24 protein-coding genes and 1 pseudogene are annotated in these 22,655 nt (G+C 70.1%); 11 read left to right on the top strand and 14 right to left on the bottom strand.

Features of this window, described 5'->3' with window-relative positions:
- Positions 1-89 precede the first annotated feature (89 nt).
- Entirely contained in the window at positions 90-1,367 is a 1,278-nt protein-coding gene (locus ACGFY9_RS37625) for a thymidine phosphorylase (RefSeq protein ID WP_393761922.1), read from the top strand.
- A gap of 211 nt (positions 1,368-1,578) precedes the next feature.
- Here the strand turns inward: ACGFY9_RS37625 and ACGFY9_RS37620 are convergent, their stop codons facing one another.
- Positions 1,579-2,163: a TetR/AcrR family transcriptional regulator gene (locus tag ACGFY9_RS37620; protein ID WP_393761856.1), complete on the bottom strand. Its 585-nt coding sequence runs from the start codon at positions 2,161-2,163 to the stop codon at positions 1,579-1,581.
- 64 nt (positions 2,164-2,227) lie between these two features.
- Here ACGFY9_RS37620 and ACGFY9_RS37615 point away from each other — a divergent pair, with 64 nt between their 5' ends.
- The 3 genes and pseudogenes from ACGFY9_RS37615 to ACGFY9_RS37605 form a co-directional block, all read left to right on the top strand.
- Complete coding sequence (locus ACGFY9_RS37615) at positions 2,228-3,172, top strand: zinc-binding dehydrogenase (RefSeq protein ID WP_393761855.1); 945 nt, start codon at positions 2,228-2,230, stop codon at positions 3,170-3,172.
- 73 nt (positions 3,173-3,245) lie between these two features.
- On the top strand, positions 3,246-4,244 hold the full coding sequence (locus ACGFY9_RS37610) for an NADP-dependent oxidoreductase (RefSeq protein ID WP_393761853.1): 999 nt from the start codon (positions 3,246-3,248) through the stop codon (positions 4,242-4,244).
- Between the two features lie 31 nt (positions 4,245-4,275).
- Positions 4,276-4,461, top strand: a pseudogene (locus ACGFY9_RS37605) (IS5/IS1182 family transposase); the annotation flags it as partial.
- Between the two features lie 154 nt (positions 4,462-4,615).
- Here the strand turns inward: ACGFY9_RS37605 and ACGFY9_RS37600 are convergent.
- Positions 4,616-5,536 (bottom strand): AEC family transporter, encoded by a 921-nt coding sequence (locus ACGFY9_RS37600; protein WP_393761851.1) that lies wholly within the window; start codon positions 5,534-5,536, stop codon positions 4,616-4,618.
- A gap of 100 nt (positions 5,537-5,636) precedes the next feature.
- Here ACGFY9_RS37600 and ACGFY9_RS37595 point away from each other — a divergent pair, with 100 nt between their 5' ends.
- On the top strand, positions 5,637-6,026 hold the full coding sequence (locus ACGFY9_RS37595) for a hypothetical protein (protein WP_393761850.1): 390 nt from the start codon (positions 5,637-5,639) through the stop codon (positions 6,024-6,026).
- Here the strand turns inward: ACGFY9_RS37595 and ACGFY9_RS37590 are convergent.
- Together ACGFY9_RS37590 and ACGFY9_RS37585 are read right to left on the bottom strand one after the other, a co-directional pair.
- A complete protein-coding gene (locus ACGFY9_RS37590) occupies positions 5,910-6,929 on the bottom strand; it encodes a sigma-70 family RNA polymerase sigma factor (protein ID WP_393761848.1) in 1,020 nt (339 codons plus the stop codon). The genes ACGFY9_RS37595 and ACGFY9_RS37590 overlap by 117 nt on opposite strands.
- A gap of 139 nt (positions 6,930-7,068) precedes the next feature.
- Complete coding sequence (locus tag ACGFY9_RS37585; RefSeq protein WP_393761846.1) at positions 7,069-8,352, bottom strand: MFS transporter; 1,284 nt, start codon at positions 8,350-8,352, stop codon at positions 7,069-7,071.
- A 63-nt stretch (positions 8,353-8,415) separates the two neighbouring features.
- Between ACGFY9_RS37585 and ACGFY9_RS37580 the strand changes: the two genes are divergently transcribed.
- Positions 8,416-9,369 (top strand): LysR family transcriptional regulator, encoded by a 954-nt coding sequence (locus tag ACGFY9_RS37580; protein WP_393761844.1) that lies wholly within the window; start codon positions 8,416-8,418, stop codon positions 9,367-9,369.
- Positions 9,370-9,465: 96 nt separating this feature from the next.
- Here ACGFY9_RS37580 and ACGFY9_RS37575 read toward each other — a convergent pair whose 3' ends face one another.
- Positions 9,466-10,230, bottom strand: a complete 765-nt coding sequence (locus ACGFY9_RS37575; RefSeq protein WP_393761842.1) for a prolyl oligopeptidase family serine peptidase — start codon at positions 10,228-10,230, stop codon at positions 9,466-9,468.
- 113 nt (positions 10,231-10,343) lie between these two features.
- On the opposite strand from ACGFY9_RS37575, the gene ACGFY9_RS37570 reads away from it, so the two are divergent.
- Positions 10,344-11,501 (top strand): adenosine deaminase, encoded by a 1,158-nt coding sequence (locus ACGFY9_RS37570; protein WP_393761840.1) that lies wholly within the window; start codon positions 10,344-10,346, stop codon positions 11,499-11,501.
- A gap of 140 nt (positions 11,502-11,641) precedes the next feature.
- Entirely contained in the window at positions 11,642-12,001 is a 360-nt protein-coding gene (locus ACGFY9_RS37565) for an ATP-binding protein (protein ID WP_393761838.1), read from the top strand.
- A gap of 73 nt (positions 12,002-12,074) precedes the next feature.
- Here ACGFY9_RS37565 and ACGFY9_RS37560 read toward each other — a convergent pair whose 3' ends face one another.
- The 5 genes from ACGFY9_RS37560 to afsQ1 form a co-directional block, all read right to left on the bottom strand.
- Positions 12,075-12,278 carry a PspC domain-containing protein gene (locus ACGFY9_RS37560; protein ID WP_393761836.1) on the bottom strand — a complete coding sequence of 68 codons (204 nt, stop codon included), beginning with the start codon at positions 12,276-12,278 and terminating at the stop codon, positions 12,075-12,077.
- Positions 12,279-12,372: 94 nt separating this feature from the next.
- Entirely contained in the window at positions 12,373-12,924 is a 552-nt protein-coding gene (locus tag ACGFY9_RS37555; RefSeq protein WP_393761834.1) for a VanZ family protein, read from the bottom strand.
- 117 nt (positions 12,925-13,041) lie between these two features.
- Positions 13,042-13,686, bottom strand: a complete 645-nt coding sequence (locus ACGFY9_RS37550) for a hypothetical protein (RefSeq protein WP_393761832.1) — start codon at positions 13,684-13,686, stop codon at positions 13,042-13,044.
- Positions 13,683-15,272 (bottom strand): ATP-binding protein, encoded by a 1,590-nt coding sequence (locus tag ACGFY9_RS37545; RefSeq protein WP_393761830.1) that lies wholly within the window; start codon positions 15,270-15,272, stop codon positions 13,683-13,685. Before ACGFY9_RS37545 ends, ACGFY9_RS37550 begins: the two co-directional genes overlap by 4 nt.
- Entirely contained in the window at positions 15,269-15,946 is a 678-nt protein-coding gene (afsQ1, locus tag ACGFY9_RS37540) for a two-component system response regulator AfsQ1 (RefSeq protein ID WP_033280216.1), read from the bottom strand. Before afsQ1 ends, ACGFY9_RS37545 begins: the two co-directional genes overlap by 4 nt.
- A gap of 278 nt (positions 15,947-16,224) precedes the next feature.
- Between afsQ1 and ACGFY9_RS37535 the strand changes: the two genes are divergently transcribed.
- The gene (locus ACGFY9_RS37535; RefSeq protein WP_393761828.1) at positions 16,225-16,962 is read left to right on the top strand and encodes a SigE family RNA polymerase sigma factor; all 738 of its coding nucleotides are present in this window, start codon (positions 16,225-16,227) and stop codon (positions 16,960-16,962) included.
- 179 nt (positions 16,963-17,141) lie between these two features.
- Here ACGFY9_RS37535 and ACGFY9_RS37530 read toward each other — a convergent pair whose 3' ends face one another.
- Entirely contained in the window at positions 17,142-17,795 is a 654-nt protein-coding gene (locus ACGFY9_RS37530; protein ID WP_393761826.1) for a uridine kinase, read from the bottom strand.
- 127 nt (positions 17,796-17,922) lie between these two features.
- On the opposite strand from ACGFY9_RS37530, the gene ACGFY9_RS37525 reads away from it, so the two are divergent.
- Complete coding sequence (locus ACGFY9_RS37525) at positions 17,923-18,327, top strand: hypothetical protein (RefSeq protein WP_393761824.1); 405 nt, start codon at positions 17,923-17,925, stop codon at positions 18,325-18,327.
- Positions 18,328-18,430: 103 nt separating this feature from the next.
- On the opposite strand, the gene ACGFY9_RS37520 is transcribed toward ACGFY9_RS37525, so the two are convergent.
- The 3 genes from ACGFY9_RS37520 to deoC are packed head-to-tail and all read right to left on the bottom strand — an operon-like array spanning position 18,431 to position 21,724.
- Entirely contained in the window at positions 18,431-19,330 is a 900-nt protein-coding gene (locus ACGFY9_RS37520; protein WP_393761822.1) for an aldehyde dehydrogenase family protein, read from the bottom strand.
- Positions 19,323-20,759 (bottom strand): aldehyde dehydrogenase family protein, encoded by a 1,437-nt coding sequence (locus ACGFY9_RS37515; RefSeq protein ID WP_393761820.1) that lies wholly within the window; start codon positions 20,757-20,759, stop codon positions 19,323-19,325. Before ACGFY9_RS37515 ends, ACGFY9_RS37520 begins: the two co-directional genes overlap by 8 nt.
- Positions 20,760-20,764: 5 nt before the next feature.
- Positions 20,765-21,724, bottom strand: coding sequence for a deoxyribose-phosphate aldolase (gene deoC / locus ACGFY9_RS37510; protein ID WP_393761818.1), 960 nt, complete (start codon positions 21,722-21,724; stop codon positions 20,765-20,767).
- 191 nt (positions 21,725-21,915) lie between these two features.
- On the opposite strand from deoC, the gene ACGFY9_RS37505 reads away from it, so the two are divergent.
- Positions 21,916-22,611, top strand: coding sequence for a PH domain-containing protein (locus ACGFY9_RS37505; protein ID WP_393761816.1), 696 nt, complete (start codon positions 21,916-21,918; stop codon positions 22,609-22,611).
- The last annotated feature ends 44 nt before the right edge of the window (positions 22,612-22,655 follow it).

Here is a 22,655-nt window from a genome sequence, read left to right as displayed (position 1 = left end):
GCGGCCCCTCTGAGTTGGCAACCACGACTCAGGGGGGCCGCGCATTTCTGAACGTTCGGAAGGAAACCCCAGCCATGGCGCAAGTCTCGATGGATGCCATCTCCGTCATCCGCACCAAGCGGGACCGCGGTGAACTGAGCGACGAGCAGATCGACTGGGTCATCGACGCGTACACCCGCGGGGACGTGGCCGACTACCAGATGGCCGCCCTCAACATGGCGATCCTCCTCAACGGCATGAACCGCCGCGAGATCGCCACCTGGACCGCCGCGATGATCGCCTCCGGCGAGCGCATGGACTTCTCGTCCCTCTCCCGCCCGACGGCCGACAAGCACTCGACGGGTGGCGTGGGGGACAAGATCACGCTGCCCCTGGCGCCCCTCGTGGCGGCCTGCGGCGCGGCCGTCCCCCAGCTCTCCGGCCGAGGCCTCGGCCACACCGGCGGCACCCTCGACAAGCTGGAGTCGATCCCCGGCTGGCGCGCCCTGCTCTCCAACGAGGAGATGCTGCACGTGCTGGACACGACCGGTGCGGTGATCTGCGCGGCGGGCGACGGCCTGGCTCCGGCGGACAAGAAGCTGTACGCACTCCGGGACGTCACGGGCACGGTCGAGGCGATCCCGCTGATCGCCTCCTCGATCATGTCGAAGAAGATCGCCGAGGGCACGGGCTCGCTGGTCCTGGACGTGAAGGTCGGCACGGGCGCGTTCATGAAGACGATCGAGGACGCGCGTGAACTGGCGTCCACGATGGTCGGGTTGGGCACGGACCACGGCGTGAAGACGGTGGCGCTGCTGACGGACATGTCGACCCCGCTGGGCCTGACGGCCGGCAACGCCCTCGAAGTCCGGGAATCCGTCGAGGTGTTGGCGGGCGGCGGCCCCTCGGACGTCGTCGAGCTGACGATCGCCCTGGCCCGCGAGATGCTCGACGCGGCCGGCATCAAGGACGCCGACCCGGCGAAGGCCCTGGCCGACGGTTCCGCGATGGACGTCTGGCGCCGGATGATCGCGGCCCAGGGCGGAGACCCGGACGCGGAACTGCCGGTGGCACGCGAGCAACACGTGGTGACGGCCTCGACGTCGGGCGTCCTGACCCGCCTGGACGCCTACGACATCGGCATCGCGGCCTGGCGCCTCGGCGCGGGGCGTGCGCGCAAGGAGGACCCGGTCCAGGCAGGCGCGGGAGTCGAGATGCACGCCAAGCCGGGAGACGTGGTGACGGCGGGCCAGCCCCTGCTGACCCTGCACACGGACACCCCCGAACGCTTCGAGTACGCCCTGGAGGCGGTGGAGGGCTCCTACGACATCGGTACTGAGGGAACCAAGTTCACGGCTTCGCCGGTGGTGCTGGAGCGCATCGCCTGACCGGTGGTTCGGGGTGCGGGGAGGGGCTGGGCCTTCGGGTTCCGGCCCCTTTCGCTTCAAGTCATTGCTCGGGTGGAGTGAGACCGCGAGGCATGTTCCGCACGTTGTCTCCGGAGACCTGAGGGGCCGCCGAGCCGTGTGGCGACGGCCTGGCGTGAGGGCGATACGAATCCGCTGGTCCGTTCGTTCGTGGATCGACAGCGGCTTGCCGTCAGGTCTTCGGTCGCAGGGTGAGGATCGCGGTGATCGCAGCGATCACGCGGGCGTCGACCTCCGCCGGGTTCGACGACGGGAGCTTGCCGTCCAGGTGCAGGAACGCGAGGCCGTGGACCAGCGACCAGCAGGCCGTGGCCAGAGCCTCGGCGTCGGCCTGCGGGAACGCCTCGTTCACGCCGGCCATGACGAATTCGTGGAGCTTTGCCGCGGCGGCGGTCCGCGCGTCCTGCGTGTTTGTGCAGGGGGTGCCGAACATCAGCCGGAAAAGGGCGGGCCGGTCCAGGGCGAATCGGACGTAGCTGACGGCGATCAGCGCGAGGCGGTCCAGGGCGACCGGCTGCGAGCCGGTGGCGCCCAGGCGCTGCTGGAGGTCGGCGAAGCCCTGGGCCGCGAGTTCGTTCTCCAGTGCTTCCTTGTCCGCGAAGTGCCGGTACGGCGCGGTCGGCGAGACGCCGGCGCGGCGGGCGACCGCGCGCAGCGACAGGCCGGCGCCGTCCTCCTCCAACAGGTCCGTGGCAGCGCTGAGCAGAGCCGCGTGCAGATCGCCGTGGTGATACCGGGGCTTCTCCGAAGTTGACACTGCTCACATCCTCCTCGTACGGTGATGTGAGCAGTGTATACACCCGCCGAATCCGGAGACCGTCATGCGTGCCGCCACCATCCGCGACGGGAAGATCGTCGTCGCCGAACATCCTGATCCCGAGCCGGGCGCCGGACAGGTCCTCGTCCGCGTCCACGCCGCCGGGCTCAACGGCGCCGACCAGGCGCAGCTGCTCGGCCTCTACCCGCCGCCGCCCGGCTCCGGCGTCCCGGACGACATTCCGGGCCTTGAGCTGGCCGGCGAGGTCGCCGCGACCGGGCCCGGCGTGACCCGATTCGCCGTCGGGGACCCGGTGATGGCCCTGGTCGCAGGCGCCGGGCAGGCGGAACTCGCCGTCGTCCCCGAGCGTCAGCTGATGCCCGTTCCCGAAGCACTCGACAGCCCGCACGACGGCGCGTTCCCCGAGGTGTTCTCCACCGCCTACGACGCCCTGTTCCATCAGGTGAAGCTGCGGACCGGCGAGCATCTGCTGGTGCACGGCGCGGCCGGAGGCGTGGGCACCGCCGCCGTCCAGCTCGCCGTCGCACTCGGAGCGCGGGTGACCGCCACGGTCCGCGATCCCGACGCCCGTTCCGCCGTGGCCGCGCTCGGCGCGAACGTGATCGCTCCGGAGGAATGCGCACCGGGCGGCTCCTACGACGTGATCCTCGAACTCGTCGGCGGCCCCAACATCCCGACGGACCTGCGGTCGCTGGCCGTCGGCGGCCGCATCGTCGTGATCGGAGTCGGTGGCGGCTTCGCCGCCGAACTCAACCTGATCGAACTGCTGTACCGGCGCGCCACGATCGCAGGTACCAACCTGCGCACCCGCTCGCCGGAGGAAAAGGCGCTGCTGGCACGTCAGATCGAACGGTACGTACTGCCGAACGTGAGCGCGGGGCGTCTTCGGGTGCCGCTCGCCGCCGCCTACCCGCTGGACCAGGTCGCCGACGCGTACGCCCATTTCGCCGGCGGCGGCAAGATCGGGAAGATCGCCCTCACCTTCTGAGGGTCTTCGACCCATGACCATTAAATCAACTAAGTAACCTAATTCGGCCAGGCAGCGAGAGCAGGTACCGGATATGCAGGCATACGTACTGACCCGATACGGGGACGCGAGCGCGATGGAACTGCGGGATGTCCCCGAGCCGACGGCGAGCGAGGGAGAAGTGCTCATCCGGGTACGGGCTGCCGGACTGAACCCCGTCGACTACGGGATTCGCCAGGGCAAGCTGAGGATGGTGACCCCTTTCGAACTGCCCCAGGTGGCGGGCAGCGAACTCGCTGGGACGGTCGAGGCGGTCGGCCCCGGCATCACTCGCTTCACGCCCGGGGACCGGGTTTTCGCGAGGGTGGACAAGAAGAAGCTGGGCGCCTATGCCACCTATGCCGTCGTCCACGAGAGCCTGGTGGCGAAGATGCCCGAGTCGCTGGACTTCGCCGATGCGGCCGGGCTGCCGCTGGCCGGGCTGACCGCGCTGCAGGCGTTGCGCGACGAGCTGGGCCTCACCGCGGGCGAGAAGGTGTTCATCTCCGGCGGAGCCGGGGGCGTCGGGACCCTCGCCATCCAGCTGGCCGTCTGGATGGGGGCGCAGGTGGCCACCACCGCGTCCTCCAGGGGCGAGGAGCTGGTGCGCTCCCTCGGGGCCACGACGGTCATCGACTACCAGAAGCAGAAGTTCAAGGACGTCCTGAGTGACTACGACGCCGCATTCGACCTGACCGGCGGTCAGGATCTGCCGGACGCCTTCGCCATCCTCAGGCCGGGAGCCAAAACGGTCTCCGTCGCGGGAGTCCCCGAGCCGGCCACCGCCAGGGACATGGACAAGGGCGCACTGATGGCTGCCGTCCTGTGGGCAATGAGCGTGAAGATCCGCCGCCAGGCGCGGCGAAAGGGCGTCGGCTACCGGTTCCTGTTCATGCATCCCAGCGGAGCGGACCTCGGTCTGCTGGCCGGCCTGGTCGACAAGGGGGAGCTGAAGCCGGTGACCGACCGGGTCTTCCCGTTCGAGCGGATCGCCGATGCGTTCGCGTACATCGAACAGGGCCGCGCCAAGGGCAAGGTCGTCGTACAGATGTGAATTTCCAACGTCAGCCGACCATCAAAACCGGAGCGAGGCGTGGGAGGAATCCGGCGCGAAGGCCGCTGTGGTCAAGACCCTGACGGCGGCTGTCCGGGCACCGGACTCCTCATGCCCACCGCCGCCCCCGGGCGGGGAGTTGCCCGAGTGGAAGCAGGAGCACAACCGCTCGCACAACCAAGTCCGCGCCCGCGTCGAGCACGTCTTCGCCCGCCTCCACGGCCTCAACCTCGCCGGACGGACGGCAGGCTGCGACGACAGCCGACCACACCCTCGACGCGCGTTCAGGGGCGCCGGGCCGTATCGACTTGCGGCTCCGCCGCGTGGGCGCGACCAGCCACAACGCACCCGCGGACAAACGACGACCGCACCTACCCGAGCAGCGCGGCAATCCCCACCAACACCGGCACCGACAACACCGTGGACAGCAGGATCGAGTCCCGGGCCAATCCCTCACCCACCCCGTACCGGCTCGCGTACGTGTACAGGTTCTGCGCGGCGGGCAACGCCGAGGTCACCACCACGTCGAGCAACGCCGCCCCGTGAATGCCGAACACCGCCCCCGCCAACGCCCACGCGATCACCGGCTGCCCCACGACCTTCAACGCGACCGACAGCAGCACCGGTTGACGATCCTCCCCCCGCCCCGGCATCTTGCTGCCCCGCAGCGAAATCCCGAACCCGATCAGCACCGCCGGCACAGCCATGTTGCCGATCAGGGTGAGGGGTTCCATCACCGGGCCCGGCACATGAACCCGGCTCGCGGCGACCGCGACCCCCGCGAGCGAACCCACCGCGACCGGATTCCGCAGCGGCGTGAGCAGCCGTAGCCACAGCGGCCCCTTCTCGCCCGCCCCCGACAGATCGAGGATCGTCAACGCGAGCGGGCTCACCACCACGAGCTGGAACAACATCACCGGCGCCACCAGCGAGGCGTTGCCCAGGACGTACACCGAGATCGGGATACCGAGGTTGCCGGAGTTGACGTAACTCGAAGAGAGCGCCCCGATCGTCGTACGGCCGACACCCCAGCCCCGTACGGCGCCGACCGCCACGAACAGCCCCGCCACCGCCGCCGTGCTCAGCATCGTCACGAGCAGCCCGCTGGAGAAGATCACCGACAGGTCGGCCCGCGCGAGGGTCGTGAACAGCAGTGCCGGGGACGCGACGTTGAAGGCCAGCTTGGTCAGGACGTCCCGCCCGTGTTCGCCGAGGGAACCGCGCAGGCCGATCAGATAGCCGACCGCGATGACCACGCCGATGACCGCGAACCCGGTCAGAACCCCCTGCACGGCACCCCCTCGGCAGCGGCTTCGGCGCGCGAGAGGGCGTCGGGTATCCAGGGCGGGGCTGATCCGTGGGGCATACAGCAAACCTAGGCGGTCGCCCCCGATGAGTTACGACCGCCCACCCGGTCTACCGATCGTGGACGCCAAGACACCCGCTGTACTCGTGCCGGCCCGCCCCGTCACCCGTGACGAGGTGGCGGGGCTGTGCGCCGAGGTACGGGCACTGCTGGAGGCGACGGCCGGTGCCGGAGTGGTCCTGGTCGAGATCGTGGGACCGGGACCACCGGGGCTCGGCACTGTCGATCTCCTGGCCCGCCTCGCGCTGACCGCCCGCCGGGCCGGCGGGCGGATCAGGCTCCGCGACCCCGGCCCCGGACTACGCGCCCTCCTCGACCTCGTCGGACTCCGCTTCGAGATGGAGGGGCAGGTCGAACAGCGGGAACCAGCGCTTGGTGTCCAGGAAGAAGTGGAACCCGGTGAGCCCGCCGTCTGAGATCTCCAGGATCTGGACCGCCCAGGGCGCGTAACCGCCCGTCTCGGGGTCCGGCTTGTACTGGGCGAAGCCCGGCAGACCGTTCACCTGCACCGGGATCAGGCGAGAGCCCTCGCAGGCGGAACCGATCGTCGTCATGAAGCCCGTGATGTCGTCGTGGCCGGTCAGCCACAGGTCGAACGGCGGCATCGTCATGACGGCGTCCTCGTGCAGCAGCGCGGTGAGCGCGGCCATGTCGTAGCCCTCGAAGGCGGCGACGTAGCGCTCAAGAAGCTTGCGCTGCTCCTCGTCGAGGGGGTCGGAGACGGCGGCGTCGGCCGCCTTGTCGTCCCGCTCGGCGAGGGTCGCCCGGGCCCGCTGCAGCGCGCTGTTGACCGAAGCGACCGAGGTGTCGAGCAGCTCGGCCACCTCGGTCGCCCGCCAGGCCAGCACCTCGCGCAGGATCAGCACCGCCCGTTGTTTGGGCGGGAGTTGCTGCAGGGCGGCCATGAACGCGAGCCGTACGGACTCCTTGGCCACGGCCGCCTCCGCGGGGTCTGCGACGGTCGGCAGCACGCGCGCGTCCGGCATCGGCTCCAGCCACGTGTTGTCCGCGCGGGGCGACAGCGCGGCCTGGGCGAGGGGGGTGGAGTCGCTGAGATCGACGGGCCGCGCCCGCTTGTTGCCGGCGGACAGCATGTCCAGGCAGACGTTCGTGGCGATCCGGTACAGCCACGAACGGAGACTGGACCGCCCCTCGAACTTCTCGTAGTTCCGCCACGCGCGGACCATCGTGTCCTGAACGGCGTCCTCGGCCTCGAAGGAGGAGCCGAGCATGCGGTAGCAGTACCCGGTCAGCTCGACACGGTGCTTCTCCAGCCTGACATCGAGGTCGTCCGTCGTAGTCACAACGCTGTCACTCATGGTCTCGCCCACCCACCCCTGTGGCCGTTCTTCCCTTACCCCGCAACGTAGCGCAGCCCACTGACAATGGCGCGGGAAGTGGATGAACGCGCAGGTCAGGGCGATTACAGGTCGGCCGGTATGGGTGTGGGCGTCGCCCTCAAGCGCCGGACGGGCTCATCGACGCCAGCCCCTGCTGCGTCCGCGCCGCCCGCGACCCCAGCACAGTGATCGTCACGACCCCCGCCACCGCCAGAACCCCCACACCCACCGTCCCGGCCCAGCCCTCCGCATGGAACGCCATCGCGCCGACCGTACTGCCGGTGCTGGAGCCGATGTAGTAGGCGGACTGGTAGAGAGCGGAGGCCTGCGCGCGCCCGGTCGTCGCCGTCTTGCTGACCGCCGAGGACGCGACCGCGTGCCCCGCGAAGAAGCCCGCCGTGATGAGGACCAGGCCCAGCAGTACGAGCGGGAGCGCGTCGGCGAGGGAGACCAGCAGACCCGCAGCCGTCGTACCGCCCGCCAGGTACAAGGCCCCCCGGCGCCCCAGCCGGCCCACCAGCCGCCCCGCCGTGGACGCCGACACGGTCCCCACCAGATACACGAGGAAGATCGAGCCGATGATGCCCTGGGGGAGGGAGAAGGGGGCTTCGGTGAGGCGGTAGCCGATGACCGTGTACACGCCGCCGAAGACCGTCATGAACAGCGCGCCGATCGCGTACAGCCGGCACAGCAGCGGGTTCGCGAGGTGGTCGCGGACCGTGCGGGCCAGGACGCGCGGGCGCAGCGAGCCCGGCGTGAAGTGCTGCGGGGCGGGGAGCAGCAGCCGGAAGGCGACGGCGCAGCCGACCGCGATCAGCCCGATCACCCCGACAGCCACCCGCCAGCCCCACTCCTGCGCGACCCACCCGGTGATGACCCGGCCGCTCATCCCGCCGACGCTGTTGCCGGCCACGAACAGGCCGATCGCCGTGACCAGCGCCTTCGGCCGGACCTCCTCCGCCAGATACGCCGTCGCGGAGGCAGGCAGCCCGGCCAGCGCGGCCCCCTGGAGGAACCGCAGCGCCACCAGCGCGCCCAGCGACGGCGCGAACGGGACCAGCACCCCGAGGCTCACCGCGACCACCAACGACGCCGTCATGACCGTACGACGTCCAAAACGCTCCGACAGCGCGCTCATCGGCAGGACGAACAACGCGAGCCCACCCGTCGCGGCCGCCACCGTCCAGCTCGCCGCACTGGCCGACACCGCGAAACCGGAGGAGATCAGCGGCAGCAGGGCCTGCGTGGAGTAGAGGAGCGCGAAGGTCGCCACGCCCGCGAGGAACAGCGCGAAGCTCATCCGGCGATAGCCGGGACCACCCGGCGTCAGCCGTGCGTCGGAGTCGGGGACAGGGCTGGTGGCGGCCACGACCGTGGACGCCCCGGTATCGGCGGAAGGCATGCTTCGAAGGTACGTAGACGCCCGCTGATCCGTCCAATGCACGGAAACGCCATAATCGTTCCCATGGCGCATCAGTACAGCTCACAGGCTCACCTGTCACCGTCCGGTGACACAGAAGACATCGTCGCGCTGCTCGCGCCCCGCCTCGCGTACTTCGCCGGCGTCGCCCGCACCGAGCACGTCACGCGGGCCGCGCAGGAGATGCAGGTCCCGCAGTCCACCCTGTCGCGGGCGATGGTCCGCCTCGAACAGGACCTGGGCGTGGACCTGTTCGCCCGCAGAGGCCGCACGGTGTCACTGACCCCGGCCGGCCGCACCTTCCTCACCTCGGTCGACCGCGCCCTCGCCGAGATCGAGAAGGCCGCCGACGAGGTCCGCGCCGACGCCGACCCCGCCACCGGCAAGGTCGCCTTCGGCTTCCTCCACACCCTCGGCTCCGAAACCGTCCCCGGCCTCATCCGGGCCTTCCGCGCCGACCACCCCCGCGTCCGCTTCAGCCTCGTCCAGAACTACGGCGAGGCCATGCTGGAACGGCTGCGCGCGGGCGAACTGGACCTCTGCCTGACCTCGCCGGTCCCCGACGCCCCCGACCTGATCGCCCGCCGCCTCGACGAACAGAAACTCCGTCTCGTCGTCCCCGCCGACCACCGCCTGGCGACGCGGAAGAGGGTCCGCCTCGCGGAGGCAGCCGACGAGACCTTCGTGACGCTGGAACCGGGCTACGGCTTGCGCCGCATCACGGACGACGTCTGCAAAGAGGCCGGCTTCAAGCCTCGGGTCGCCTTCGAGGGGGAAGAGGCCGAGACCCTACGGGGCCTGGTGGCGGCGGGTCTGGGGGTCGCGCTCCTGCCCCCACCGGCCGTCCCCCGCCCAGGAGTTGCAGAACTGACGGTAACGGCCCCGAGGGCGGTCAGGGAGATCGGCGTGGCATGGCTGGACGGCCACCCAGACACTCCGCCGGTGGCAGCCTTCAAGCAGTTCCTACTCGCAAGAAAGGGCAACTTGCTACCAACGTAGGCGTATTCACGCTAAGAGGCGCGGGGCTGTGTCAATTTGCGGCTCCGCCGCGTGGGCGCGACCAGCCACAACGCACCCGCACCCCGCAACGAACCCTCAACCCCTACGAAGCGACCGCCCAAACCCCGCAGCCAACGGCATCCTCAACCCCAACGGCGGCGGAGCCTGCAACGCATCCTCAACAGGCCGAGAAAATGAACGCCCGAACAACGCCCCCATCACGAAGTCCTCGGCCAACGCCTGCACTTCCTGCCGATGCTGATGCAACCCGTGCCCGTCAGAGTGCACTTCGAACCGACAGATGTCCCGGTTGGCCTTCTTCGCCCGAGCCGCCAACCGGAACGACAACTCAGGATCGGTCCGTTCGTCGTTCGTGCCGTGCACGATCAACACCCGCCGCCCCGCCAGCTGCTTCACCGGTTCGGGCGGCGCGGCCACATCCTGTTCCGGCAGCCAAGGAGCCAGCGCCACAACGGAGTTCACCGCCTCGTGCCCCGCGGAGCGCAACGCCGCGCGGGCGCCCATGTCGATCCCGGTGAGACACACGGGCACGTCCCCGTACCGCCGTACGACCTCCTCCACCGCCCACGCCGCGTCGTGCGCGAGCGACGCCTCGCTGCCGTTCCAGCCGCGATGGCGGTAGTGGACGACATGCGCGGCGAGCCCGTCACCGGCGCCCGCGCGGGCCAGCCGGCGGCCCAACGCCCGTACGGAGGCCGTCGCCAACATGGGGGAGGGCCTACGGCTGGACACCTCCTCGCCGCCGGGGAGCAGCAGCACCACGCCGCTCACCGAGGTCGGTTCGGGACCGAGCGCTCTCCCCAGCCGGGCCGTCCTGACCGGCGTCGCTTGCTGTGCCATGACAGAACAGTGTCAGAAGTGAGCGTGTACGCCATCCTTCCGCGCGGTCACCGTTACGTATCGACGGATTCGTACAACGGGTGATCTACGCGCGTAGGAGTTAGAGTGCGGAAATGACGAGCCAGAGCACCCCGAACACCCCGACGCCGGACCAGATCCGCCGGGCGCCGAAGGTTCTGCTGCACGACCACCTCGACGGCGGTCTCCGCCCGGGGACGATCGTCGAACTCGCCCGGGACGCCGGGTACACCGGACTCCCCGAGACCGACCCGGACAAGCTCGGCGTGTGGTTCGCCGAGGCCGCCGACTCCGGTTCGCTGGAGCGGTACTTGGAGACCTTCTCGCACACGGTCGCCGTGATGCAGACCCGGGACGCGCTGATCCGGGTGGCCCGTGAGTGCGCCGAGGACCTCGCCGAGGACGGCGTCGTCTACGCGGAGGTGCGGTACGCGCCCGAGCAGCATCTCGACGGCGGGCTCAGCCTCGAAGAGGTCGTCGAGGCCGTCAACGAGGGCTTCCGGCAAGGGGAGTCGCTCGCGCGGGAGAGCGGGCGGCGGATTCGCGTCGGGGCGCTGCTCACCGCGATGCGGCACGCGGCCCGGTCCCTGGAGATCGCCGAACTCGCCAACCGTTACCGCGACTTGGGCGTCGTCGGCTTCGACATCGCGGGTGCGGAGGCCGGGTTCCCGCCCACCCGGCACCTGGACGCCTTCGAGTATCTGAAGCGCGAGAACAACCACTTCACGATCCACGCCGGTGAGGCCTTCGGGCTGCCGTCGATCTGGCAGGCGCTGCAGTGGTGCGGCGCCGACCGGCTCGGGCACGGGGTGCGCATCATCGACGACATCCAGGTCAAGGAGGACGGTTCGGTCGAGCTCGGCCGGCTCGCGTCGTACGTACGGGACAAGCGCATCCCGCTGGAGCTGTGCCCCAGCTCCAACCTCCAGACCGGGGCCGCCGACTCCTATGCCGAGCACCCGATCGGGCTGCTGCGCCGGCTGCATTTTCGCGCCACGGTCAACACGGACAACAGATTGATGTCCCACACCAGCATGAGCAAGGAATTCGAGCACCTTGTCGAGGCGTTCGGTTATTCGCTCGACGACATGCAGTGGTTCTCCGTCAATGCTATGAAGTCAGCATTCATTCCTTTCGATGAACGACTTGCCATGATCAATGACGTGATCAAGCCCGGATATGCCGAGCTGAAATCCGAATGGCTGTTCCGGCAGACCGCTTCCACCAGCGGTTCTACGGCAGATGAGGGCTGAGCGGGGCTGAGGGGCGGGACCGGAATGCGGGCGGGCGTTCACAATCCGTCCGCATTTCGATGTTTGCGGCGGGTGCCTTCGCGTGTTTACGGTCGTGGACCGCTCACATCCCCGTCATCCCATTCAAGGACGCATTCACCATGAAGCAGTCTGCTGCCAAGACCCTCGGTGTCGCCGCCCTCGGTGCCGCTTTCGCCGCCGTAGGCGCGGGTGCCGCGAGCGCCGCCCCGGCGGTTCCGGACGCCACCCAGGCGCTGGGCACCGTGACCCACACGCTGCCCGCGGAGAACGTCGCCAAGGCGCTGCCGGGTGCCGGCGAGGCGCTGAGCCAGGCGCAGCCCGCGCTCGCGGGTGGTCTGTCCGCCGTGCAGCCGGCCGCCGAGAAGGTGCTGTCCGACGGTCCGACCGCGCCCGTCGCCGGGCTGCTGGGCGGTCTGCCGCTGTCGAACACGGGCCTGCCCACGCACGGCCTGCCGCTGAACGGCATCCCGCTGGGCTGAGCCCACCCCTGAACGCGCCGATGGGGCGCACCCTGGACGAGGGTGCGCCCCATCGGCGTACGTGCGCCGGGTCCTACCAGGCCTGGGTGCGGACCTTGTCCTCGGAGGGGAACAGGATCCACAGCGCGATGTAGAGCAGGAACTGCGGGCCGGGCAGCAGGCAGGAGACCAGGAAGATCACCCGCATCGTGGTCGCGGAGGTACCGAAGCGCCGCGCCAGCGCTGCGCACACTCCGCCGATCATGCGGCCTTGGGTGGGGCGGGCAATGGCGGTCATTGTTTGCTCCTTCGCGAGCGGCTGTCCGAGGCCCCCCGTGTGGTTGCCCCATCTGCCTTCAACCGTACGGAGCCGCGGCCCGCCCGGCGTCGCTCTACGGTGCGATGCCGACCCTGGGAATCGTCGGGGTCCGTCCCTGAGCCGGTTCCTCCTGGAGGACGGTCAGGGGCCGTCGGCTCTCGGTCCTGCGGCGGAGCCAGGAGCGGGCCGCCGGGACGATCGCGGCGTGCGCGAGGGCGACTCCCACCGTGTTCATCAGGAGGGAGTCGATGTCCACCACCTGGCCCGGTACCCCGGTCTGCAGCAGTTCGATGCCCAGGGAGATCAGGGCGCCCGCGGCGACCGTACGGATGAAGGACGCGAGCGGGGAGACATGGAGCCTGCCGCTGACCATCGGGAGCAGGACGCCCAGCGGGGCCAGCAGCGCGAGGCCCTCGCCGATCCGCTTCGACGCCTCCGGCCAGCCCATGGCCAGGTCGGCTCTGATGCTGGCCAGCGGGTGCAGGTTCGGGGGCATCACCCAGGGGACGTCCCGGGGACGCAGCGTGACCCAGGCGACGAGCACGAGATGTGCGACGAGGAGGACACCTCCTGCCACACGGATGCGAATCGCGGCGCTGCCGCCGATGGAGCCTTGACGCTGCACGCCCCACAAGACGCCCTCTCCGGCACGATCGGTTCCGGGTAGGCACCGAGCACCAGGGTGAGGCATGCGCCACACGCCCCTTTTCGCGCCTCGTTCGCCCCCGGGGCGCACGCGGCTTCAGCCGCCCGTCACCTCGCTGGACGGCGGTGCCTTGGTGCCCGGGTCGGAGCGGACGTCGTCCGTGCACTCGTAGCGGCGCAGCGGCGAGCCGTCCGGGCCGCCGAGGATCACGGAGCCGTCGCCCTCGGCCGCGGCCGAGTCGGAGAACGTACAGACGATCTGGGCGAGCGCGTACGACGTGAGATCGGCCGGTGCATTGCTCAGCCGCAGCGCGTCCTTGGGGTCCTTGGGGCGCGGCCCGCTGACCGTCATGCCGCCGCGCACGTCGGTCGTGTACCGGGCGTCCTTCTCGCCCGGCGACGGCGACTGCGCGAGCTGGTCCAGCAGCCCCTGGGCCACGATCACGCGCCGCTGCACGTCCGCGGTGCCGTCCGGCACCTGTACGGCCCGGTCGACGGTCACCAGCGACGACCCGCACAGCAGGAACACCTGCACCGGCACCCCGCGCGCGGCCTGCGGCGACACGTCCGGCTCGGTGAGCGTGCAGGGCACCATCGAGGGCGCGGGCCCGAAGTCGGTCGGCACCTCCGTGGCCCGGATCCCGCACCCCGTCAGCAGCAGCGCGAGCAGGGGGAGAGCCATCAACCGGCGTACGGCGACGCCTCGTTCCCCGGGCCGGGCCGTCAACTGTCGTACGGTCATCGCGCGTTCCCCTCGGAGCCGACCGATCCGTCAGGGCCGTCGCCCTCGCCCTTGTCGGTCTCCTCCGTGAGCGTGGAGGCGTCCCGGGGCAGCCGCAGGGTGAACACCGCGCCGCCGTCGGGGGAGTTGGCGGCGGTGATCTCGCCGCCGTGGATGTGGGCGTTCTCCAGGGCGATGGAGAGGCCGAGGCCGCTGCCCTCGGAGCGGGGCCGGGAGGCGCTCGCCTTGTAGAAGCGGTCGAAGACGTGCGGCAGGACGTCCTCGGGGATGCCGGGCCCGTGGTCGCGGACCGCGATGACGAGGTCGTCGTCCTCCAGCCGGACCGAGACCCGGACCGGCGAGCCGCCGTGCTTGAGGGCGTTGCCGATGAGGTTGGCGAGGATGACGTCGAGGCGGCGCGGGTCGAGCCGCGAGTGGATGCCCCGCTCGGCGTCCAGGTCCACGGCGTCCAGCCAGGCGCGGGCGTCGATGCACGCGGTGATCTGGTCGGCGAGGTCGACGTCGTCCAGGACCAGCCTGGCGGTGCCCGCGTCGAAGCGGGTGACCTCCATCAGGTTCTCGACGAGGTCGCCGAGCCGCTTGGTCTCGCTGACGACGAGGCGTACGGCGGGCTCGATCATCGGGTCCACGCTGCCGGTCTCGGCGTCGAGTTCCTCTTCGAGCACCTCCACCACCGCCGTGATCGCGGTCAGCGGGGTGCGCAGCTCGTGCGACATGTCGGCGACGAACCGGCGCGAGGCGTCGTCCCGGGCGGCCATGTCGGCGACCCGCTTCTCCAGCGCCTCGGCGGTCTGGTTGAACGTCCGTGACAGCTCGGCGAGTTCATCGGTGCCGGAGACCCGCAGCCGGGTGTCGAGCTTGCCCTCGCCGAGCCGGCGCGCGGCGATGCCGAGCCGGTGCACGGGCTTGAGGACGGTCGTCGCGGCGGCCTGCGCGAGCAGCGCGGAACCGATCAGCGCGAGCCCGGTCGCGATACCCAGCGACCAGGCAAGGGAGTTGAGGTCCTTCGCCTCCGGCTCAAGGGACTTGAGCATGTAGCCGGTCGGCCCGCCGCCGATCATCCGGGTCCCGGCCACCAGATACGGCGTGCCGTGCTCGGTGACCCGCTGCCAGTACAGGTGGTACGGCTCCTTGTTGCCGTCGGACACCGACTGCTGCTTGTTCACCGCCGTCCGCAGCGACTTGGGCACGTCCTCCAGCGAAAAGCCGTTCAGGCCGCCCGAGTTGCCGTAGACCGTCTTGTCGTTGGCGTCCTCCCCGACGAGCAGGACGCTGAAGCGCTGGCTGCTGTTGGCCATCTGGCCCGCCGTGCGCATCAGTTCGTCCTGCGTGGGGTGGACGGGCAGGGCGCCGGCGCGGTTCTGCATCTCCTGGCGGAAGTCGCGCAGGACGGCGTCCTGGGCGCGGGTGAGGACCGCCTCGCGGTTGAGCCAGTACGCGATGCCGGACGCGGACACGGCGGCGGTCAGCGCGACGAGACCGAAGACCACGACCAGCCTGAGGCGCAGGCTGGTGAACCGCAGCCGCCACAGAACTCCCTTACGACCCGGGCGCCAGCCGCGGATCCCCCCTGGTGCGTCGGTCACTGAGGCGAGTCCAGGCGGTAGCCGACGCCGCGCACGGTACGGATGAGCGTCGGGGACGACGGGATGTCCTCGACCTTGGCGCGCAGCCGCTGGACACAGGCGTCCACCAGGCGCGAGTCACCGAGGTAGTCGTGCTCCCACACCAGCCGCAGCAACTGCTGCCGGGACAGGGCCTGTCCGGGCCGCCGGCTCAGCTCCAGGAGCAACCGCAGCTCGGTGGGCGTGAGTTGGAGGTCCTCGCCGTTCTTCGTGACGGTCATCGCGGCCCGGTCGATCACCAGCGAGCCGAACGTCGCCGCGTCGTTGGCTTCTCGCTCCCCGCGCCGCAGCACGGCCCGGATCCGGGCGTCGAGCACGCGCCCCTGCACGGGTTTGACCACGTAGTCGTCGGCGCCGGACTCCAGTCCGACGACGATGTCGATGTCGTCGCTGCGCGCGGTGAGCAGAATGATCGGCAGCTGGTCCGTGCGCCGGATACGACGGCACACCTCGAAACCGTCGATGCCGGGCAGCATCACATCCAGCACGATCAGGTCCGGCCGCTGCTCACGCAACAGCTTCAGACCGTCCTCGCCGCTGGCAGCGGTGGCTACCCGGTGTCCCTGGCGCGTCAGCGAGAGCTCCAGGGCCGTCCGGATGGCGTCGTCGTCCTCGATCAGCAACAGGGAAGGCACGGGGCTCATTCTGGCCCATGGCGGGCCGGGGTTTCGACACCTGTACGTGTACGTAGCTTTCGCAGGTGTGTGCGCGCACCTGTAGCGCCCTTTTCTGTGACCGGACTGTCCGTTTTCTGAGGCAGGCTACTGAGACCGACCCCTGTGACAGGTCTGTGACAGTCGGGGGACACGTCCATGAAGTGCCCCCGGCAGGATTTTCGGCACAGGCAAGGAACCACGAGGGAACCGAGCCGGAACATCCGAACACCGGGCAAGTCCACTACGGGGGGCGCGAGATGAACACGCTGCACAGCACCAGCAACAACGCAGTCATCACGCGTCTGCACGATGTCACCCGGGGTTCAGAGAAGTCCGGTGCCGTGAGCGGGCGGGGGTGCGTTCGCGGTGCCGGGCGTCAGCACACCGGTTACATGACGGTGGTTGACGCACACACGGGGGAAGCGCACGGGGGAAGCGCGTACAGGGAGGACACGGGGGAGCGTCGCTCGCTGTCGGAGGCGGAGTTCACCGCCTACGTCCAGGAGCGCCGCGCCTCCCTGTACGCCACCGCGTACCACCTGACCGGTGACCGCTTCGAGGCCGAGGACCTGCTGCAGAGCGCGCTGTTCTCGACGTACAAGGCGTGGGACCGGATCAGCGACAAGGCCGCGGTCGGGGGCTACCTCCGCCGCACCATGACGAACCTGCACATCAGCGCGTGGCGCCGCCGCAAGCTGAACGAGTACCCGACCGAGGAACTGCCGGAGACGCCCGGCGACACGGACGCGATGCGCGGCACGGAACTGCGCGCGGTCCTGTGGCAGGCGCTGTCCCGGCTGCCGGAACTCCAGCGCACCATGCTGGTCCTCCGCTACTACGAGGGCCGCACGGACCCGGAGATCGCGGAGATCCTCGACATCAGTGTCGGCACGGTGAAGTCCAGCATCTGGCGGTCGCTCCGCCGCATGCGCGAGGACGAGGTCCTCAGCTTCGGCCGTGACGAGGAGGACGCCTTCGGGGAGCTTGTCGCCTGAGGGTTGGGGGGGGGAATAGGTAACGGGGGAGGTCCGGGGGGCCACGGGGGATCGGTACCGGGGGGTGCCGACGGGGTCACGGGGACCATGGGGGGAAACACGGGGGAGCACCACGGGGGAACGGGGAGAGCGGGACTGGAGGGCCGGGGGGTCCGTCCAGTCCCGCTTTTTCTGTGCCCTCAGCTGGTGGGGGTCGGGGCGGGCGTGGAAGCCGCAGCCGGGCGCCGGCCGACCGCCGCCGCCGCGAGTCTGCCCAGCGCCTCGTCCTTGTCGCAGGCGTACGCGCCGAGTCCGGTCTGCCGGGCCACGATCGAGCGCTCCAGCCGCATCAGCCGCCAGCCGCGCCGCAACAGGAACGGCACAGACTTACGGCCCTCCCTGAGGTCCCGCAGGAAGCGGCGCCGGAAGGTGCGCATCGGGCCGCGGCTGAGGCACAGCGCGTCCGCGAGGACGCCCAGCTCCTGGCACCGGGTGATGACCTCGGCGGCGAAGATGCCCTCCGCTATGAACAACGGGGTCCGGCCCACATCGACCGCCTCCGTGCCCGTGCGGGCGCTGAGCGAGATGTCGTAGACCGGCACGTCCGTACGGCCCGTGCGGCACAGTTCGACGATCGCGGCGACCGCGACGTCCGCGTCCCAGGAGTCGGGGTGGTCCCAGTCGATGTCCGAACTCCCCGCCACCTGCGGCAGCGTCGGGTCGTCGCCCTCTTTGTAAAAGTCGTCGAGCCGCAGCACGGGCAGGCCGGACCGGGCGGAGACGAGGGACTTGCCGGAACCCGAGGGGCCGCACAGCAGCACGACACGGGCCGGTGACGGGGAAAGGATGCTCACGGGACACCAGTTTGACGCATTCCGTACGTCCTGCCGACCCCGCGGGTCGCCAGTGGAACGCGCATCACACGTCAACTACCCTTCGTGCTGACCTGATTACCCTGCGCACCAGAAGGTGGCACCAGCAATGGCACGACACACGTCCCCCCAGCATCCGACCGCCCAGCGGGCCCTCGTCGCCCTCGCGACCGCCGGGGTCGCCCTCGGTGCGGGGGCGGCGTCGGCCGCCGCAGACACCTCGCCGGTGGCTGACGTGGTACGGACTCGGCCCACGTCTCTGGGCAAGATCGACCCCGCGGCGGGGCTCGGCGCGCTCACCGGCACGGTCGGGTATGTCACCGGGCCTGTTGCCGGTCTCAAGCCGAATCCGCTCGCGGGGACGGGTGTTGACCCCCTCGACAACGGGGTTGCGACCCAGCTCGCGGACTTTCAGCCGTTGGCCTCGCAGGCGTTGACGGGGCCGGTGGCTGAGGCTCAGTCGATCGGGAGTATGCCGGTGGTGGGGCAGGTTACGGGGCTGCTCGGGGGTTGATTTGCGGGGGCCGTCGGGGAACTGCGGACTTGTTGCCGGGTGCGCGTCCGTCGTGGCTGGTCGCGCAGTTCCCCGCGCCCCTGAAGAGCGGGCCTTCGGCCGCTCAGTACGAGGAGCCGCCTGCTCCCAGCGAACCCGTGGGGTGCCAGACCGTCTTCGTTTCCAGGAAGGCTGTCAGGCGCTCTGTGCCCGGGGTCTCCGCGTGATCCACAGGCTGTGGACGGAGGACCCGCTTGAGGTTGTCGGCCGCTGCGATCTCCAGGTCCTTCGCCAGTACTTCGTCCGCGCCCGCGAGGTCGATCGCGTTGACGTCCTGGTGTGCCGCCAGGGGCGCCGCGATCTCCGCCGTCTTGCCGGAGAGGATGTTGACGACTCCGCCGGGGAGGTCGGAGGTGGCCAGGACCTCGCCCAAGGACAGGGCGGGGAGCGGGGAGTTCTCGCTCGCGATGACGATGACTGTGTTGCCCGTTGCGATCACCGGGGCGATGACGGAGATCAGGCCGAGGAACGATGATTCCTGGGGGGCGAGGACGGTGACGACGCCCGTCGGCTCGGGGGAGGACAGGTTGAAGTACGGGCCCGCTACCGGGTTCGCGCCTCCGACCACCTGCGCGATCTTGTCGGTCCAGCCCGCGTACCAGACCCAGCGGTCGATCGCCGCGTCGACCACCGCGGCCGCCTTGGACTTCGACAGGCCCTCCGCGTCCGCGACTTCACGCGTGAACTGGTCCTTGCGGCCCTCCAGCATCTCGGCGATGCGGTAGAGGATCTGGCCGCGGTTGTACGCCGTCGCGCCGGACCAGCCGCCGAACGCCTTGCGGGCCGCTACGACCGCGTCACGGGCGTCCTTGCGGGAGGACTGCGGTGCGTTCGCGAGCCACTTGCCCTTTGAGTCGGTCACCTCGTACACCCGGCCGCTCTCGCTACGGGGGAACTTGCCCCCGACGTACAGCTTGTAGGTCTTGAAGACGCTCAGACGCTGCGGTTCAGACTTCTCAGACATCGAGGTACGCCTCCAGGCCGTGGCGACCGCCCTCGCGGCCGAAGCCCGACTCCTTGTAGCCGCCGAACGGCGAGGTCGGGTCGAACTTGTTGAACGTGTTGGACCAAACGACGCCCGCGCGCAGCTTGTTGGCGACGGCCAGGATGCGGGAGCCCTTCTCCGTCCAGATGCCGGCGGAGAGGCCGTACTGCGTGTTGTTGGCCTTCGCGACCGCCTCGTCCGGGGTGCGGAAGGTCAGCACCGACAGCACCGGGCCGAAGATCTCGTCGCGGGCGATGGTGTGCGCCTGGGTGACGTTCGTGAAGAGCGTCGGGGCGAACCAGTAGCCGGAGGACGGGAGTTCACAGGACGGGGACCAGCGCTCGGCGCCCTCCGCCTCGCCCTGTTCGACGAGTGTGGTGATGCGGGAGAGCTGCTCGGCGGAGTTGATCGCGCCGATGTCCGTGTTCTTGTCGAGCGGGTCGCCGAGGCGCAGCGTGGAGAGCCTGCGCTTCAGGGAGTCCAACAGCTCGTCCTGGATGGACTCCTGGACGAGGAGGCGGCTGCCCGCGCAGCAGACCTGGCCCTGGTTGAAGAAGATGCCGGTGACGATCCCCTCCACCGCCTGGTCGATGGGGGCGTCGTCGAAGACGATGTTCGCGCCCTTGCCGCCGAGTTCGAGGGTGACCTTCTTGCGGGTGCCCGCGACCGTCCGCGCGATCTCCTTGCCGACGGCCGTGGAGCCGGTGAACGCGACCTTGTTGACGTCCGGGTGCGCGACGAGCGCGGCGCCTGAATCGCCGTATCCCGTAAGGACGTTGACGACACCCTTGGGGAGGCCCGCCTGGCGGCAGATGTCCGCGAAGAAGAGGGCCGAGAGGGGGGTGGTCTCGGCCGGCTTCAGGACGACCGTGTTGCCCGTCGCCAGTGCCGGGGCGATCTTCCACGCCAGCATCAGGAGGGGGAAGTTCCAGGGGATGACCTGGCCCGCCACGCCGAGCGGCTGGGGGTTCGGCCCGAAGCCGGCGTGGTCCAGCTTGTCGGCCCAGCCCGCGTAGTAGAAGAAGTGCGCGGCGACCAGGGGGAGGTCGGCGTCGCGGGTCTCCTTGATGGGCTTGCCGTTGTCCAGGGTTTCCAGGACGGCCAGTTCGCGGCTGCGCTCCTGGATGATCCGGGCGATGCGGAACAGGTACTTCGCGCGCTCGGAGCCGGGCAGCGCCGACCACTTCTCGAAGGCCTTGCGGGCGGCCCTCACCGCGCGGTCGACGTCCGCCTCACCGGCCTGGGCGATCTCGGAGAGGACTTCCTCCGTGCTGGGGCTGACGGTCTTGAAGACCTTGCCGTCGGCCGCCTCGGTGAACTCGCCGTCGATGAACAGGCCGTAGGAAGGCGCGATGTCGACGACCGAGCGGGACTCGGGCGCCGGTGCGTACTCGAATGCGGATGCCATGTGGATCAGTCCACCGTCACGTAGTCGGGGCCGGAGTAGCGGCCGGTGGCCAGCTTCTGACGCTGCATCAGCAGGTCGTTCAGGAGCGAGGACGCGCCGAAGCGGAACCAGTGGTTGTCCAGCCAGTCCTCGCCCGCCGTCTCGTTGACGATGACCAGGAACTTGACGGCGTCCTTGGAGGTACGGATACCGCCCGCGGGCTTCACGCCGACCTGGATGCCGGTCTGGGCGCGGAAGTCGCGCACCGCCTCCAGCATCAACAGGGTGTTCGCGGGTGTGGCGTTGACGGCGACCTTGCCCGTCGACGTCTTGATGAAGTCCGCGCCGGCCAGCATGCCGAGCCAGCTCGCGCGGCGGATGTTGTCGTACGTCGACAGCTCGCCGGTCTCGAAGATGACCTTCAGGCGGGCGGCGCCCGAGGCCTCCTTCACGGCGACGATCTCGTCGTACACCTTCATGTAGTTGCCCGCGAGGAACGCCCCGCGGTCGATGACCATGTCGATCTCGTCGGCGCCCGCGGCGACCGCGTCGCGCACGTCGGCCAGCTTCACGTCGAGCGCGGCACGGCCGGCCGGGAACGCTGTGGCGACGGAGGCGACCTTCACGGAAGAACCGGCGACGGCCTCCTTCGCGGTGGCCACCATGTCGGGGTAGACACAGACGGCCGCGGTCGAGGGGCTCGTGCGGTCGGTCGGGTCGGGGCGGACCGCCTTGGCGCCGAGCGCCCGGACCTTGCCGGGGGTGTCCGCGCCTTCCAGCGTCGTCAGGTCGACCATCGAGATGGCGAGGTCGATGGCGTACGCCTTCGCGGTGGTCTTGATGGAACGGGTCCCGAGCGAGGCGGCGCGCGCCTCCAGGCCGACCGCGTCGACGCCGGGCAGCCCGTGGAGGAAACGGCGCAGCGTGCTGTCGGAAGCCGTTACCTCGCCGAGTGCGTGTGCAGCAGCAGGTGCAGTGGTGGGCATGGTCACCACCCGAGCATATCTACGCGCGTAGCAGCTGTACACCCCGGGCAAGTGGTCCCACCTAAGGGGCGCGGGGCTGTATCTATATGCGGCTCCGCCGCGTGGGCGCGACCAGCCACAGCGCACCCGCAGTCGCGAACGCACACAGCCCCAACGGTGAGCAGGCGCACCCCTGAGGCACAATCGGCGTCATGACGACCCCGCACCCCGAGCTCAAAGACCGGATCTACCGCTCACCCGCGGGCCTCATCGGCGGTGTCCTGCTGCTGGCCATCGCCTGCTGGCTCGGCATCGACGCCCTCGTGTCCGGCCACGGCCGCACCCCGTGGCTCGCGCTCGCCGGCCTGATCCTCGTCGTCCCGGCGATCGCCGCGTTCACACTCCGCCCGGCGGTGTACGCGGGCCCGGACCGGCTGCGCGTCCGCAACCCGTTCCGGGTCGTCGTACTGCCGTGGGGCGAGATCGCCAGCCTGCGGTCCGGGTTCTCGAACGAGGTCGTCACGAAGGCGGGCGCCAAGTTCCAGCTGTGGTCCGTGCCGGTCTCGCTGCGGGCGCGCAAGAAGGCGGCACGCCGCGAGGCGAAGGCCGCGGCGGAGGCCGCTGGCGCGCAGCGCGGCGGCAGGTCCGGCGCGCTGGGCTTCGGCGGCGGGCTCGGTGGGTTCGGCGGCGGCATGGGCGCGGGCAGCGGCATGCGGGGCGGCGCCATGTCGGCCGGGCCCACGCGCGCGGAGTCCGACCAGATCATGACCGACCTGCGCGAACTGCTGGAGACCAGGGAGCAGGCGGAGTCGGCACAGGGCGAGGTCACCGTGCGCTGGGCGTACGAGGTGATCGCTCCGGTGGTCGCCGGTGCCGTACTCCTGGCGATCCTGCTGGCGACGGGCTGACCGGACGGGCACCGCTCCCAATCGCACCGCCCGCACTTGGATCA

The organism is Streptomyces sp. NPDC048504 (genome assembly GCF_043200035.1).
GTDB lineage: Bacteria > Actinomycetota > Actinomycetes > Streptomycetales > Streptomycetaceae > Streptomyces.
Note: the sequence above shows the minus strand (reverse complement) of the source record. Positions and strands in the feature narration are given on the sequence as shown.

Excerpts from the sequence above, each read along its gene's own strand:
- ACGFY9_RS37585 (WP_393761846.1), bottom strand. The coding sequence starts at position 8,352 with ATGCCTTCCGCCGATACCGGGGCGTCCACGGTCGTGGCCGCCACCAGC.
- ACGFY9_RS37560 (WP_393761836.1), bottom strand. The coding sequence starts at position 12,278 with ATGACCGCCATTGCCCGCCCCACCCAAGGCCGCATGATCGGCGGAGTG.
- ACGFY9_RS37505 (WP_393761816.1), top strand. The coding sequence starts at position 21,916 with ATGACGACCCCGCACCCCGAGCTCAAAGACCGGATCTACCGCTCACCC.
- ACGFY9_RS37520 (WP_393761822.1), bottom strand. The coding sequence starts at position 19,330 with ATGTCTGAGAAGTCTGAACCGCAGCGTCTGAGCGTCTTCAAGACCTAC.
- ACGFY9_RS37550 (WP_393761832.1), bottom strand. The coding sequence starts at position 13,686 with ATGACCGTACGACAGTTGACGGCCCGGCCCGGGGAACGAGGCGTCGCC.
- ACGFY9_RS37565 (WP_393761838.1), top strand. The coding sequence starts at position 11,642 with ATGAAGCAGTCTGCTGCCAAGACCCTCGGTGTCGCCGCCCTCGGTGCC.
- ACGFY9_RS37525 (WP_393761824.1), top strand. The coding sequence starts at position 17,923 with ATGGCACGACACACGTCCCCCCAGCATCCGACCGCCCAGCGGGCCCTC.
- ACGFY9_RS37625 (WP_393761922.1), top strand. The coding sequence starts at position 90 with ATGGATGCCATCTCCGTCATCCGCACCAAGCGGGACCGCGGTGAACTG.
- deoC (WP_393761818.1), bottom strand. The coding sequence starts at position 21,724 with ATGCCCACCACTGCACCTGCTGCTGCACACGCACTCGGCGAGGTAACG.
- ACGFY9_RS37615 (WP_393761855.1), top strand. The coding sequence starts at position 2,228 with ATGCGTGCCGCCACCATCCGCGACGGGAAGATCGTCGTCGCCGAACAT.
- ACGFY9_RS37590 (WP_393761848.1), bottom strand. The coding sequence starts at position 6,929 with ATGAGTGACAGCGTTGTGACTACGACGGACGACCTCGATGTCAGGCTG.
- ACGFY9_RS37575 (WP_393761842.1), bottom strand. The coding sequence starts at position 10,230 with ATGGCACAGCAAGCGACGCCGGTCAGGACGGCCCGGCTGGGGAGAGCG.
- ACGFY9_RS37610 (WP_393761853.1), top strand. The coding sequence starts at position 3,246 with ATGCAGGCATACGTACTGACCCGATACGGGGACGCGAGCGCGATGGAA.
- ACGFY9_RS37595 (WP_393761850.1), top strand. The coding sequence starts at position 5,637 with ATGAGTTACGACCGCCCACCCGGTCTACCGATCGTGGACGCCAAGACA.
- ACGFY9_RS37515 (WP_393761820.1), bottom strand. The coding sequence starts at position 20,759 with ATGGCATCCGCATTCGAGTACGCACCGGCGCCCGAGTCCCGCTCGGTC.
- ACGFY9_RS37570 (WP_393761840.1), top strand. The coding sequence starts at position 10,344 with ATGACGAGCCAGAGCACCCCGAACACCCCGACGCCGGACCAGATCCGC.
- ACGFY9_RS37535 (WP_393761828.1), top strand. The coding sequence starts at position 16,225 with ATGAACACGCTGCACAGCACCAGCAACAACGCAGTCATCACGCGTCTG.
- ACGFY9_RS37580 (WP_393761844.1), top strand. The coding sequence starts at position 8,416 with ATGGCGCATCAGTACAGCTCACAGGCTCACCTGTCACCGTCCGGTGAC.